16 protein-coding genes and 1 riboswitch are annotated in these 14172 nt (G+C 31.4%); of the genes, 8 read left to right on the plus strand and 8 right to left on the minus strand.

From position 1 onward, the window contains the following. Positions 1 to 90: 90 nt before the first annotated feature. Positions 91 to 1335, minus strand: a complete 1245-nt coding sequence (locus AC0L3M_RS06555; protein ID WP_473432273.1) for a glycosyltransferase — start codon at positions 1333 to 1335, stop codon at positions 91 to 93. Positions 1336 to 1360: 25 nt separating this feature from the next. Next, complete coding sequence (locus AC0L3M_RS06560) at positions 1361 to 1834, minus strand: heme-binding domain-containing protein (RefSeq protein ID WP_473432274.1); 474 nt, start codon at positions 1832 to 1834, stop codon at positions 1361 to 1363. Between the two features lie 35 nt (positions 1835 to 1869). Here AC0L3M_RS06560 and AC0L3M_RS06565 point away from each other — a divergent pair, with 35 nt between their 5' ends. The 3 genes from AC0L3M_RS06565 to AC0L3M_RS06575 all read left to right on the plus strand — a co-directional run bounded on the left by AC0L3M_RS06565 (position 1870) and on the right by AC0L3M_RS06575 (position 4075). Then, entirely contained in the window at positions 1870 to 2433 is a 564-nt protein-coding gene (locus AC0L3M_RS06565) for an adenylosuccinate lyase (RefSeq protein WP_473432275.1), read from the plus strand. Positions 2434 to 2526: 93 nt separating this feature from the next. Next, on the plus strand, positions 2527 to 3870 hold the full coding sequence (purB, locus tag AC0L3M_RS06570) for an adenylosuccinate lyase (RefSeq protein WP_473432276.1): 1344 nt from the start codon (positions 2527 to 2529) through the stop codon (positions 3868 to 3870). A 1-nt stretch (position 3871) separates the two neighbouring features. Next, a complete protein-coding gene (locus AC0L3M_RS06575) occupies positions 3872 to 4075 on the plus strand; it encodes a hypothetical protein (protein WP_473432277.1) in 204 nt (67 codons plus the stop codon). Between the two features lie 77 nt (positions 4076 to 4152). Here the strand turns inward: AC0L3M_RS06575 and AC0L3M_RS06580 are convergent, their stop codons facing one another. Genes AC0L3M_RS06580 through AC0L3M_RS06595 form a run of 4 tightly spaced genes read right to left on the minus strand, consistent with a single transcriptional unit; the run spans position 4153 to position 6263 of the window. Then, positions 4153 to 4695, minus strand: coding sequence for a DUF4252 domain-containing protein (locus AC0L3M_RS06580; RefSeq protein ID WP_473432278.1), 543 nt, complete (start codon positions 4693 to 4695; stop codon positions 4153 to 4155). A 4-nt stretch (positions 4696 to 4699) separates the two neighbouring features. Beyond that, entirely contained in the window at positions 4700 to 5266 is a 567-nt protein-coding gene (locus AC0L3M_RS06585) for a DUF4252 domain-containing protein (protein WP_473432279.1), read from the minus strand. A 24-nt stretch (positions 5267 to 5290) separates the two neighbouring features. Continuing rightward, positions 5291 to 5767 (minus strand): hypothetical protein, encoded by a 477-nt coding sequence (locus tag AC0L3M_RS06590; RefSeq protein ID WP_473432280.1) that lies wholly within the window; start codon positions 5765 to 5767, stop codon positions 5291 to 5293. Continuing rightward, positions 5754 to 6263 (minus strand): RNA polymerase sigma factor, encoded by a 510-nt coding sequence (locus AC0L3M_RS06595; RefSeq protein ID WP_473432281.1) that lies wholly within the window; start codon positions 6261 to 6263, stop codon positions 5754 to 5756. Before AC0L3M_RS06595 ends, AC0L3M_RS06590 begins: the two co-directional genes overlap by 14 nt. Positions 6264 to 6372: 109 nt before the next feature. On the opposite strand from AC0L3M_RS06595, the gene AC0L3M_RS06600 reads away from it, so the two are divergent. The 3 genes from AC0L3M_RS06600 to AC0L3M_RS06610 all read left to right on the plus strand — a co-directional run bounded on the left by AC0L3M_RS06600 (position 6373) and on the right by AC0L3M_RS06610 (position 8545). Beyond that, positions 6373 to 6825 (plus strand): hypothetical protein, encoded by a 453-nt coding sequence (locus AC0L3M_RS06600; protein WP_473432282.1) that lies wholly within the window; start codon positions 6373 to 6375, stop codon positions 6823 to 6825. Between the two features lie 212 nt (positions 6826 to 7037). Beyond that, positions 7038 to 7808, plus strand: coding sequence for a S41 family peptidase (locus AC0L3M_RS06605; RefSeq protein WP_473432283.1), 771 nt, complete (start codon positions 7038 to 7040; stop codon positions 7806 to 7808). Between the two features lie 17 nt (positions 7809 to 7825). Then, on the plus strand, positions 7826 to 8545 hold the full coding sequence (locus AC0L3M_RS06610; protein WP_473432284.1) for a Dph6-related ATP pyrophosphatase: 720 nt from the start codon (positions 7826 to 7828) through the stop codon (positions 8543 to 8545). Between the two features lie 87 nt (positions 8546 to 8632). Here AC0L3M_RS06610 and AC0L3M_RS06615 read toward each other — a convergent pair whose 3' ends face one another. Then, positions 8633 to 9679 (minus strand): DUF5074 domain-containing protein, encoded by a 1047-nt coding sequence (locus AC0L3M_RS06615; RefSeq protein ID WP_473432285.1) that lies wholly within the window; start codon positions 9677 to 9679, stop codon positions 8633 to 8635. An 8-nt stretch (positions 9680 to 9687) separates the two neighbouring features. Further along, positions 9688 to 11538 carry a TonB-dependent receptor plug domain-containing protein gene (locus AC0L3M_RS06620; protein WP_473432286.1) on the minus strand — a complete coding sequence of 617 codons (1851 nt, stop codon included), beginning with the start codon at positions 11536 to 11538 and terminating at the stop codon, positions 9688 to 9690. Positions 11539 to 11569: 31 nt separating this feature from the next. Next, a riboswitch (cobalamin riboswitch) is annotated at positions 11570 to 11793 on the minus strand. Between the two features lie 128 nt (positions 11794 to 11921). Here AC0L3M_RS06620 and AC0L3M_RS06625 point away from each other — a divergent pair. Together AC0L3M_RS06625 and AC0L3M_RS06630 are read left to right on the plus strand one after the other, a co-directional pair. Then, positions 11922 to 13133 (plus strand): ABC transporter substrate-binding protein, encoded by a 1212-nt coding sequence (locus AC0L3M_RS06625; protein WP_473432287.1) that lies wholly within the window; start codon positions 11922 to 11924, stop codon positions 13131 to 13133. Then, positions 13130 to 14161 (plus strand): FecCD family ABC transporter permease, encoded by a 1032-nt coding sequence (locus tag AC0L3M_RS06630; RefSeq protein WP_473432288.1) that lies wholly within the window; start codon positions 13130 to 13132, stop codon positions 14159 to 14161. The genes AC0L3M_RS06625 and AC0L3M_RS06630 overlap by 4 nt, the downstream gene beginning before the upstream one ends. Positions 14162 to 14172 lie beyond the last annotated feature (11 nt).

Here is a 14172-nt window from a genome sequence, read left to right on the forward strand (position 1 = left end):
AAAAGAGCTAAAATTTAAAATTTTAGCTCTTTTTTATTTAATATTATTTGACTACTAATTTTTAAATTTTTAGTCTTTAGTCCTTAGTATTTAATTCTTAGGTTTATTTTTTTCTTCAATCCATTTGCTCATAAACTTAGTACTTTGCATGGTATGATGCATTAGCATTTGTCCATAAAAATGTTGCTGCCTATGTGCTTTTAATCCTGCTTTAAGCAATTCTATTTTATATAAAACATCCTTGGTATAAATAGCTTTATCATACAATGTATTAATAATCATAAATCCATTTTTTTGCTTCCCATTCCAATAAATTTTATTAGAGTACAACTCCACTGCTTGCTTAGCAAAATTAACAGGATCGTCAGCAATAAATGCATTGGTATCTTTTAAGGTTCCGTACATACCTTCTGCTCCAATAGTTGTGGTAACACATGGTGTACCATTTAACATCGCATCTATTAATTTACCCTTAAGTCCTGCACCAAAACGTAAAGGTGCTAAACAGACTTTAGCCTCTTGCATAACCTGATTAACATTGTCCGTAAAACCTTTTATTAAAAAGCCTTCTTTTGGATTATGTAATTGCATTGCTTTTTCTGATACGTAGGATCCATACACATGCATTTCGGCTTTAGGTAATTCCTTTTTAATAAGAGGCCAAATATTAGATTTTAAAAACATGACTGCATCAACATTGGGTTTATGCATAAAATTACCAATGGTAATAAAATGGTTTCTGTCTTTAAATTTAGGACTATTTCTTTGGGCTTCTGGCGATACAGGATCTAATAAAAATGGTAAATAATATAATAGATGCTCATCTATTTTAAATTGATTTACTAATATCTCTACCTCAACTTGTGATATAATAAATGATAAATCGCAACGTAAAATACTTGCAATTTCGCGTTTAGCAGTATCATTTTGTAAATAATTTTTATCAAAAATAGCTTGATCTTTAAACGCTTGCTCACGTCCTTTACGTAAACAATGTAAATCTTCAGTATCTAAGATACGTAAGGCATCAGGACATTGTTCTGCCACACGCCAACCAAACTGCTCCTCCACCATAAATCTATCAAAAACAACTATGGATGGATTTAGGTCATTTATAAATGTATCAAAACTAGCATCGTTTAATACAATGTTTTTTATGGTTACACCAATACTTGATAAATCAAATGCATTATCCGATTTAGCACAAGCACTAGCAAAAGTAATGTCATAATTAGCTGATTGAAATACTTCAATCAATTGCATCATTCTACTTCCTGCTGCAGAACTTTTAGGTTCTGGCCAAACAAATCCAATTATTAAAACTTTAGGTACCAATTGAGGGATATTTAGATATTAAAATTTATTCTGCTTTTGGTGCTAATGCATAGCCCATTCTAACTTGATTTACCCAATCCACTACTGCTTTTATTTGCGAATCGGATAATTTAGCGTCTCCATGCGTCCAAGTATAACTTGGTAAAGGCATTTTCTTTTCTTCAACTTCTTCTGCAAGTTCTTCAAATTTATGGTCTTTACGTTTTATAGAGTAATCTGACCATTTAGAAAAATCTAAATGTTTTTTACCGTCTTCAACATGTTCATTCAACCAAAAGTTTATTGGTGTAATTTTATCATACCATGGATATTTAGTATTACTACTATGACAGTCAAAACAGGTAGTTTCAAGAATGGTTTTAACTTCTGGAGAAGGTTTAGTTTCGTTTAAAAAAGCGGTTAAATCTTCTGTATTACCTTGGTTTTTTTCAGGCGAAAAAAATTGGGCAACTATAAAAACCAGTAATAAAACTAGTCCAATCTTTTTAAGTAATTTCATTTTAGTTATTTTTAGGCTTTAAAAATAACAAATCTTTGACGACTGACGCTTTATATCAAGAATTAAATTATGTTAATCATTCTCGTGAAAAGCGTTTGTATTATGCACAAATGTTATTGGCTAATACCAGTTTGATTCCTAAAATTTTAGATATTACCTTTAAGGTAGATGATAAAATATCTCCAAGAGCTGCTTGGGTTTTAGAGTTTATGTGTAAAGAAAACCTAAATGCCTTAATCCCTTATTTAGATACATTTACAGAAAACATGGGTCGTGTGCATATAGATTCGGCAGAAAGACCTGTTGCAAAAATTTGCGAATATATTGCTATTGCCTACTATGGTAAAACGCCTTCTAAATTAAAAGAGGCCTTACTTCCGAGACATCGGGAAAAAATTATTGAAGCTTGTTTTGATTGGTTAATTACAGATGCTAAAGTTGCTGCAAAAGCGTATAGCATGAATACTTTATTTTTGTTTGGTAAGGACTATGATTGGGTCCATCCAGAATTAATAACCATTTTGGAACGTGATTTTGCTTCTCAAAGTGCAGCTTTTAAAGCCAGAGCAAAGCAAATTTTACATAAAACTAAAAAATAAAAATTGTTATTTTAATTAATTCTTAAAGCGTAATCCTTTAGTCTTCCCGTTAAAAAAACTATATTTATAGCTTGTTAAAAAACAACTATTTTTATGTCTTTAAATCAACTTAATGCGATCTCTCCAATTGATGGTCGTTACCGAAATAAAATTGAAAAACTACAAGATTTTTTCTCTGAAGAAGCACTAATTAAATACCGTGTTTTAGTAGAAATTGAATACTTTATTGCTTTATGCGAAGTGCCACTACCTCAGCTTAAAGGTGTAGATTCTAGTAAATTTGAAGCATTGCGTGACATTTACAAATCGTTTACTACTGAAAATGCTCAGGCTATAAAAGATATTGAAAAGGTTACCAACCATGATGTTAAAGCGGTTGAGTATTTTATAAAAGAACAATTTGATGCTTTAGGTTTAAGCGAATTTAAAGAGTTTATACACTTTGGATTAACGTCTCAGGACATTAACAACACAGCAATCCCATTAAGTATTAAGGATGCAATGAATGAGGCTTACGTACCAGAATACTTAAATGTTTTAAAAGAATTAAAGCGTCTTGCTAAAGATTGGAAAGATATACCAATGCTAGCTAGAACACATGGTCAGCCAGCGTCTCCAACCCGTTTAGGAAAAGAAATTGAAGTATTTGCTGTACGTTTAGAAGAGCAATTTAACTTATTAAATGATATCCCAAGTGCTGCCAAATTTGGTGGTGCAACCGGAAATTTTAATGCACATAAAGTGGCTTATCCTAATATAGATTGGAAAACTTTTGGAGGTACCTTTGTACAGGAAAAACTAGGTTTATACCACTCGTTTCCAACTACACAAATCGAGCATTATGACCATATGGCTGCGTTATTTGATTGTTTAAAACGTATTAATACTATTATTATAGATTTAGATAGAGATATTTGGACCTATGTATCTATGGATTATTTTAAACAAAAAATTAAAGCAGGAGAAGTTGGTAGTAGTGCTATGCCACATAAAGTTAACCCAATAGATTTTGAAAACAGTGAAGGTAACTTAGGAATAGCTAACGCTATTTTTGAACATTTATCTGCAAAATTACCTATTTCAAGATTACAACGTGACTTAACTGATAGTACTGTTTTACGTAATGTTGGTGTCCCTTTTGGTCATACTTTAATTGGTTTTGGATCAACGCTTAAAGGTTTAGGTAAATTATTATTAAACCAAGCTAAATTTGAAGCTGACTTAGAAAACAATTGGGCTGTCGTTGCAGAAGCTATACAAACTATTTTAAGACGTGAAGGCTATCCTAATCCTTATGAGGCTTTAAAAGGATTAACTAGAACCAATGAAGCGATTAATAAAACCTCTATTTCAAATTTTATTGATACCTTAGACGTGAGTGAAGCTATTAAAACAGAATTAAAAGCCATATCACCAAGTAATTATACAGGAATATAACATGTTTAATGACAAGACATCTTTAATACTTTGCGCTGTAACCGCATTACTTTTATTTATTGGAGGTATTACAGACTTATTAAGTAATCCGATTTACGTTGGGTTGGTTGTTATTGTTTATTTAACCGTTATTTTAAACCTTGTGCTAGTTAAAAAATCCAGTAATGGAGACGATGACTTTTTTGAAACAAAAATTAAAAAGTAAAAACAACAGGTTTATTGTTATAATATAAAAAAGGCTTATCCAATGGATAAGCCTTTTTGTTTATAGTAATTTAATTATTATTTAAAAAAGTTAGTTAAGCTTTTAAGTTGTGCTTGATCTACATCTGCATTTTTAAGTTTATCGCTTAGCTTGATTAACTCTTCTGGCTTCATGTTGTCACCTAAAATACGTACAATAGTAAATCCAAAATCATTGGAGCTAGCAAGCACTAAAAACTCGTCAATTGTATCTGCGTTACCTAATGTACTAACCTTAACGTTAACACCTTTGTCTTTAAACTCCATTAGTTCTTCATACTTTTTGTTATTAAAGACCTTTTTAGCTTTTTGCAACTCTGTTTTGTAACTTTCTAAATTATTATCTTTAATACGATAGGCTAAAATGTCTAGTTTATCTACAGATTGATATGCTTTTTGCTCGTCTGGATTTAAGTTAGCTTTAGAAAAATCTATTACATCTGCAGATACGTCATAGGACATAAAAGCTGGCAACTCTTGATGATCTACAAAATAGGTTTGTATAGAGTTTTGGTCTTTACAACTTACTAAAACAATACTTAAAGCAAGAAGTGTTATTACGGTTTGGAAGGTTTTTTTCATGGGTTTATTTTTTATTTTTCTTTTTTAACTCCTCTCCTCCTGGAAGATTCATTTTTTGAGTTAATTTAGAAATTTGATTTAAATCAATATCACCTGTTAAAGAGATTACTACAGTTTCGATAGTACGCTTTTCTCCATTAATTTCAATATCAGAATCTTTCATTGCTGCTTCTAATCCATTAATAAACATTAACAACTCACTTACATGGTCACTGTCTTTACCTTCTTTTACATAAAACTTCATGACCACTCCATTGTCCTTAACCTCCATTAATTCTTCTAAAACTGCGCTGCGTGTTGCAACCCATTTAGTGATGTCCTTAGCTATAGTTTTGTCACCTGTTGCCATAGTTTTAAAACTGGTAATACTATTTACCATATCCATATAAGCTTTAGCTTCAGCATCATTTGTATTAATATCTATTTTTGCTAACATCTGAAACATTTTAGGTTTGATGGACACATAACTTACTTTGTCATCATCACTATATTTTTCAAAAATATCCTGAGCCATACCTGTTAATGGCATTAATAATATGGCTAATACTGTAATTGTTATATATTTTTTCATTGTATTTGGTTTTAAATTTTAATATTATTTTATGTTTCTAATTTTTAAAATACGTCCTATTGGGTTTTCCATTTCTTTTAAATAGTCAACTTGTGTGCCAGCTTTATTAATTTCACCTAAATAACTAACTTGTGCAGTCCCTTTATTAAAGGTTTTTGAGACCAACTCTAGATAAGCTTTTGCTTGATTATAAGCTATCCTATCGGCTTCTGTAATAACGTCTTCTTTTGGTCTGGTCAGATAAATACCAACCATTAACACTGCTACTGCTGCAACGCTTAACCACTTAAAATTGATTTTCTTTTTAGTGTTTAGTGGTACGTGTTTAGTAAAAGTCTCCTGTTGGTTTACCGTATAATACCTAAAAATTGCTTTGTAATACTCTAAATGCGGAGCGACAGTCTCTTGGTTAAAATAGTCTTTTAACTGTGCTTCTTCTTCTAGAGTGGTTTGGCCATTCTCGTACTTTTCTAGTAAGTCTTCTATATTATTTAACACCATAATTATGTGTACTTGTTAATTTTTCTCTTATTATTTTTCTAGCTCTGGATAGTGCTACACGCACTGCTGTAGGATTCATATCTAACATTTTTGCTATTTCGTCAAAATCATATTGCTCAATATCTCTTAATTGTACTACCATTTTTTGTTGTTCTGGTAAATCCTCAATAATCCTTGCTACCCACTGTAAACTATCATTTAATTCTATTTGTTTTTGTAGTGCTACATTGTGGTCTTGATAATTACTATGTACTATTTTTAAATTCTGCGATTGCTTGGATTTTAATTTATCCAAACAAAAATTTTTGGTCATGGTCATGGAAAATGCTTCTACATTTTTATAATTTTCTATTTGACCTTTGTTTCGCCATAATTTTAACAACACCTCCTGAGTGGCATCTTCTGCTTCCTCTCTAGAGACTAGCAATCGTTTTGCTAAACGAAAGACCTTATCTTTAAAAGGCATTACTAATTTTAAAAACTCTGACTGCGTCATTTTGGTTGGTTGGTTTCTATTACGACGAACAACTATTATAATTGTTACAATTTATTTTCAATATAAAATAAAGTAAGTACTTTTATAATGAAAAAGAACCTTTAGCGCTATGAAAATTATTAATATAAAACACCTAGTCCTTATACTTCCGTTTATTATTTTAGGCTGTTATGAAGATATGGATGACAACCCAATCGCTGACACAGAGATTAAAGATTTTATTTGGTCTGGATTAAATACGTGGTATTATTGGCAAGATCAAGTTACGGACTTAGCAGATGATCGATTTTTAGATACTGCAGACTATACTCAGTTTTTAAATAGTTTTGATACGCCTGACCAAATGTTTTATAGCTTATTATCTGACCAAGATCGTTTTAGTTGGATTGTAGACGATTATTTTGCTTTAAACAACGCTTTAAATGGTGTATCTAAAAGCAACGGAATGGAGTTTGGTGTTGGTTTAATTGATGGTGGCAGTAATGCTTTTGGTGTTGTACAGTATGTATTACCAAATACAAGCGCATCCACAAACAACTTACAACGTGGAAACTTTTTTTAACCGTAGACGGAATACAACTCACAGAAAACAATTATAGAAACTTATTATTTTTTGGAAGCGATACTTATACTCTTGGTCTTGCCGAATTAGATGCATCCGACAATCTTGTTCTAACAGGCGAAACCGTTATACTTACTAAACAAGTATATGAAGAAAATCCAATTTTAATAGCAAACACCTTTACAGTAGATGGTATTAAGGTTGGCTATTTAATGTATAATCGTTTTACAAGTGGTTATGACCAACAGCTTAATAGTGTTTTTGGTCAGTTTATTGCCCAAGGTGTCCAAGACTTTGTCCTAGATTTACGTTACAATCCTGGAGGCAGCGTTAATAGTGCTATTAATTTAGGAAGTATGATTGCTGGAGAACCTACCACTGCACTATTTTTAAAACAACAATGGAATAATAAAATACAAGCAACCCTTAGTGATACTCAGGTTAACAAATACTTTACCAATCAACTCTCTGATGGTACATCTATAAATACCTTAAACTTAAATAAAGTGTACATTTTAGCACAAGGCAGTTCTGCTTCTGCTAGCGAGTTGGTTATAAATTGCTTAAAACCATACCTTGATGTCATACATATTGGTGATGTTACTGTTGGTAAAAATGAGTTTTCAACCACCTTATATGATAGTCCAAGTTGTAATTATAATTGCACCACAGGTATTAATCCAAATCATACTTGGGCAATGCAGCCTCTAGTTGGTAAAAGTGAGAATGCTAATGGCTTTTTTGAATACGAAACAGGTTTGAACCCAACTTTAACTTTAGAAGAAAACGTTGCAAATTATGGTGTTTTAGGACAACAAGACGAACCACTTTTAGCAAGAGCCATTCAGCATATTACAGGTAATGGACGTTTTAGCAACCAACCTATTTTAAACAACTTAAAAATAAAAGACTACTCAAAGCTTAATACTATTACAAAAGACAACATGTACATTGATAGTGAAGGATTAAACGTATTTAAATAAAGAAAAAACAAAACCTATTGAGCTATAAAACATATTTTAATTGGAGCACAGGAAAAGATTCGGCTTTAGCCTTATATTATTTACTACAAGACGAAACTTATTCTGTTAAGCAATTAATTACAACGGTTAACACCCATTTTAATCGTGTGACCATGCATGGTTTAAGATTGGAGCTACTAACTTCACAAACCGAAGCTTTAGGTATTAAGTCCAGTGTAATAGAACTTCCTGAAATGCCAAGTATGGACACTTATGAAGACATCATGCTGAAGGCTGTGTCTGCATTAAAAGATGACAATTTTACACATAGTGCCTTTGGCGATATCTATTTAGAGGACTTAAAAGTATACAGAGAAAACCAACTAGCCACACAAAACATAAAAACCGTCTTTCCGTTATGGAAACGCGATACAAAACAACTTATTACTGAGTTTTTAGCGCTTGGTTTTAAAACCATAGTGGTTTGTGCAAACTCTAAATATTTTGATCAAGATTTTGTTGGAACTATTATAGATGAAAATTTTATAGATAACCTACCCGAAGGTGTTGATCCTTGCGGAGAAAATGGCGAGTTCCATACCTTTTGTTTTGATGGACCAATCTTTAAAAACCCAATCCCATTTACTATTGGCGACAAAGTATATCGCGAATACAAAGCACCTAATACCAATGATAATGATATCTGTAAAAGTGATGCCGAAACCTATGGTGTTTGGTATTGTGACTTAATTCCGTAACTATCATCTTAGGTATAAAATATAAAAAAGCCTCTAAATAATTTAGAGGCTTTTTAATGGTTGGTTTGTGGTTTTATTAACTATTTTCTAGTTGAAGTACACTTTAGAAGCAATGACTCCAACGTCAAAACTATTGGTTTCTGATCCAGAAGACAAGTCATATACTTTTAAAGTACTATTACCTGAAAAACTACCAGCATCTGTTACATATAGCAAGTTGTTTTTTACTGCCATTCCATAAGCACTAGTAGCAGTAATGTCAAATAATGAAGCTGTTGGTAAACTAGTATCTGTATCTGACAATCCGTAAACTGCATTATCTAAAATGTAATAAGTATTACCATCACTATAACTCATTAAACCTGGATGTTGACCTATTCCAAAAACAAAAGATGATACAATAGCGTTATCTGCAACATTTATTTTTGTTATTGCTGCTGGTGTTTCGTTACCTGTCCATGGTTCGTTACCTCCAGAAAGCACAACCAAATTACCTTGATTATTAATCACCATCTCGTCTGGTTTAGATTGTACAGTAATAGTCTCTGTTGTACTATCCAAAGTATTTATAACTGTTATCAAATTGTTAGTATTATAACCTCCTTTATGTGATACAAACACTTTATCCAAATTAACTAAAACTTGCTCTGGACCTTCAGGTACAGCTATGGTAGATGTTACAGTATTAGCATTTAAATCTACGACAGCAATGTAATCATCTGTAGTATCATTTGGATCAGCCCAATCAGACACGTAAGCAGTATTACCATCAAAAGCAATGTACCTTGGTAACGTTAATCCAGTGTCTATGGTTCCTAATTTTTCAAAAGTATAACGATTAACAACAGTGATTGTTCCTGCATCAACAACGATATAAGCCTTATCTCCACTAAAACCTATAGATTGTAAATACACGCCTAAGTTTTCATTGTTAACATTAAAGTACACTTGATTTTCTGTTACAGAAAAATCATTTGATATGTAAGAAATTGAAGAGGGTCCACCTTCGGCACTTACTAAAATCCCATTTTCATAAGCTCCTAATGGTTCTGGTTGTGTAAATGCATCATCGTCATTAGAACAAGAAAAGACTAATAATGATAAGGTTACAATTGAATAAATGATTTTTTTCATAATTTGATTTAAAATTTATAGTGTAATTGAATATTAAAATTTCTGTTTGGCATTGGTCTAAATGCTACATTTTGGTATAGTTTATTAAATAGATTATTTACTTTAAAACCTAACTCTAATTCGTGATTAAACTGTTGTAATAGTTTATAATTAACGCCTAAGTTGGCTACATTATAAGATTGCAAACTATAAAATGGACCTTTTAAATTATCGGAAGTTGTAAAGACGTCTCCATTATAAAGTTGCTGATAAAGTGCGCTAAACCTATTAAACCCATAAGCTACTGTGGCATTAGCTTTATGAAAAGGCACATAAATTAATTGCTTGTTTGTTTCTAAATTTTCTGAAACTGTGTAAGAGTAATTTGAACTAAACGTCAAATGGTGATTATTAACTTTTTTAGAAATAGTCAAGCCTACTTCTGCTCCATAACTATGGGCTTCAGCTATATTTTGAGGTGTCCATAATCCAGAGATATTTGGTTTCCATTGTATCAAATCTTGCGACTTAATATAGTAGGTATTCAACTGTAGTTGCAACCAATCAAAGTCTAAAACATGACCTAAATCAAATTGATAAGACGATTCTGGTACTAAATCCAAATTACCTCCAGGTTGCCAAAACAAATCGTTAAATGTCGGAATTCTATAATTTTTTGACCCATTAATTTTGACTTTATAAAACTTGGTAATACCAATCAAAGCGTCCATTGAAAACAATAATGGACTACTAAAATCAGAAGTCACATCTTGTCTTATATTAAAACCAAAATTTAAATTCGTTTTTGGATTATATTGCAATAATCCTGTAACAGAAAATATAGATCGATCTGGATTACCAAAACTACTGCCTTCACCTTTAAAAAGATTGTAATCTAAAATACTAGTAACACTTACCTGTTTAGATATTTTATAATTAAAATTATGCTTTGCCAGAAAAGTATTGACTTGTCCAAAAGTAAAAAACTCAGAATTTTTGTTTTGGTAAAACTCAAAAGACTCTTTTAAATAGGCAAGTTTAAAATTGGACGTGTACGTTTGATCAGTCCTAACCCATTCCAACATTGATCTAGAGTTTTCATCTTTATATTTACTATTTGATGGCGTGGCAGTTGTACCAGAAAACTCACGATCACCTAAAAAAGTCTGATGGTATAATTTTAGCACATCTTTATCTGAAATAAAATAACCTAAATTAGCATTAAGGCTTAAATTATTAAAAGCACCATTTTCATTAATTTTATCAGAGTCCAAATATTTATAATCATTATCAGAATCTACATAATTTACTCCTAAATTAAAAGCAAATTTATCTTGTCCATAATCTGTAACTAGACTAATGTTTTTACTCTCAAAACTACCATAGTTAAGTTTGACCTCATTTTTAAAATGTTTAGTAAAACTTAATGTATTGTCTAAGTGTACACTACCTCCAATTGCTCCACTTCCATATTGCACACTACCTCCACCATTTCTAATAACTACTTTATTAACGTTATTGGTATTTATGGTATTAAAATCCGTTTGACCATTTAACTGAGAGTTAATACTTATACCATTCCAAATCACAGCAGTTTGCGAGGCATTAGTCCCTCTAAACGATGGTGAAGACACCATGCCATAACCGTTTTCTTTAAAATAAATATTAGAATTAAATCGTAATAAATCCGTAAAATTAGAAGTGTTTTTATTTAAAACAGAGTCGTTTAAAACTGTAACTTTAAATCCTGCAGCATTTTGTTTCAACTTGACATCACTCAACTCGATAACATCTAAATATTGGATAGAATCCAGCTGTGTTTGTGCATAAGACACAACACTACAACATACAGCAATTAGTAATCCAATAGTTTTTTTCATAAATCTTAAAGACCTTTCTCCCGAAGATCGTATTAGATGACAAATTCTGGCAGGTCTCCTGACTTGTTATATGTTACTCTACCTTCCCATTTTTAATAAAACAGTGGTCTAAGTTTGAATAACATCCTTTAAAAGGTGTCCAACTAATGTTGAACATAAACTTACAGTTGCGGGAACAGTTCTGGATTTAAACCAGATTCCCTTTTAATCGACTTTGCATTAGCACAAAGTCAAACCAAAATTCAGCGCGAATGTACTATTTTAAATTAATTCATTCTTCATTTTTCTTATTCATTTTATAGATTAAATAAATAAAGCCAATTAAAAAATGTAATAATATAATTCCTCCTACTATATATATTGTTAAATTTGACCCGTCTCTCATGACTAAAATTTTATATAAATTTAAAGGAAAATATTCCGATAAAGCGCTACAAATGTTACATAACAAAGCTTTTTTATTACTATTACTTTCATTTTTATTATTTCTAAATTGTAAGGAAGATCCAGGTATTGACAGGAAACTTCCTGCTTTAATACAAGAGGATAATAGTATCGCTTACGCTGAAGGATTTAGTATTACAAATCATAGTAATTTTAAAGTGTTAACCATAAACAACCCTTGGCCGAAAGCAGAAAAAACCTATAATTACGTTTTAATTAGTAAAGAAGACGCTGCAAAAACATCGTTTATGAAAGATGAATATGATGGCATTATCATTACTCCTGTAACGTCTATAGTAGTAACCTCTACAACGCATATTCCTGCTTTAGACCTTTTAAATGAAGAAAAATCGTTGATTGGTTTTCCTGGCAGTGATTATATTTCTTCAGAAAAAATCAGACAGCGTATTGATAATGGACACGTAAGAGAATTAGGTAAAAACGAAGGTTTAAACACCGAAGTGTTATTAGAGTTAAATCCAAATGTTGTCGTTGGATTTGGTGTTGATGGCACAAGTAAATCTTTAAAAACAATAAGTAATGCTAGAATACCTGTAATTTATAATGGTGATTGGGTAGAAAAAACACCTTTGGCTAAAGCCGAATGGATTAAGTTTTTTGGTGCATTATATAACAAAGAAAAACAAGCAGATTCTGTATTTAAAACTATCGAAACTAATTACAAAGCAGCAAAACAATTAGCGCAAACCGTCACTGAGCGACCAACCGTAATTAGTGGTGCAATGTATAAGGACGTATGGTATTTACCAAATGGAACCAGTACCGAAGCTCAATTTTTAAAAGATGCAAATGTCGATTATTTATATGCAGATACTAAATCTCAAGGCAGTTTGGCTTTAAGTTTTGAAGCTGTTTTTGAAAAAGCAAAACATGCTAATTTATGGTTAAGTCCATCTTATTATACAAGTCTAGAGGCTTTACAAACCGCTAATACACATTACACACAATTTGATGCTTATAAAAATAATGCCATCTATACTTTTGCAGATACAACCGGAAAAACAGGAGGCGTTTTATATTATGAGCTTGGTTTATCTAGACCTGATTTAGTATTAAAAGACATCATTAAAATTTGTCATCCAGACTTATTGCCAGATTATCAAACTTACTTTTTTAAACCGTTAAAGTGATAACATCCAAATCTTATACCATTCCCTTTATAGTATTAGCAGTTTTGCTTTTACTATTATTTATGGTAAACATTAGTTTAGGATCTGTATCCATAGCTTTTAATACTATTATAGACAGTTTTTTTACTAAATCTGATAATTTAAACAATCATCAATATATAATCCAAAACTATCGTTTACCCAAAGCAATTACTGCTGTATTGGTAGGTTCTGGTTTAGGTATTTCTGGGTTATTAATGCAAACCCTTTTTAGAAATCCTTTAGCTGGTCCTTTTGTTTTAGGGATTACCTCTGGAGCTAGTCTAGGTGTCGCATTGGTTATTTTAGGTAGTAGTATTTTTGGTGGATTTTTAGCTACTTTTTTACTTACCAAATGGAGCTTAGTTATTGCAGCAAGTTTAGGTAGTTTTTTAGTGTTATTATTAGTCCTAATTGTATCCTCAAAAGTTAGAGATACTATGGCTATTTTAATTATCGGATTAATGTTTGGTAGTATTACAGCTGCAATAGTTAGTGTACTATCCTACTTTAGTAGTGCAGAACAATTACAGCAATACATTTTTTGGGGTTTTGGTAGTTTAGGAGATTTGGACTGGAACGAGGTTACTATTTTTACAATCATTTATTGTATTGGCATCCTATTTAGTATCCTGTCTATAAAAGGTCTTAACACTTTACTGTTAGGCGAAAATTATGCTAAAAGTCTAGGTTTAAACATTAAACAAAGTCGATTATTAATTATTATTGCCACTAGCCTACTAGCAGGTACTATTACTGCTTTTGCAGGACCAATAGCCTTTATTGGCTTAGCAATTCCGCATGTTACTAGACAAGTTTTTAATACGTCCAATCATAAAATATTATTACCTGCTGTATTTTTATTTGGTGCAATTATTATGCTAATTTGTGACAGTATTGCTCAATTACCAAACACAGATTATATGCTACCTATTAATGCTATAACTTCCTTATTTGGTGCACCAATTGTAGTTTGGTTATTAGTAAGACAACGTAAAATGGTGTTTTAAAATGAAAAAAA

The sequence above is a fragment of the Olleya sp. KJ81-1 genome, assembly GCF_055808135.1.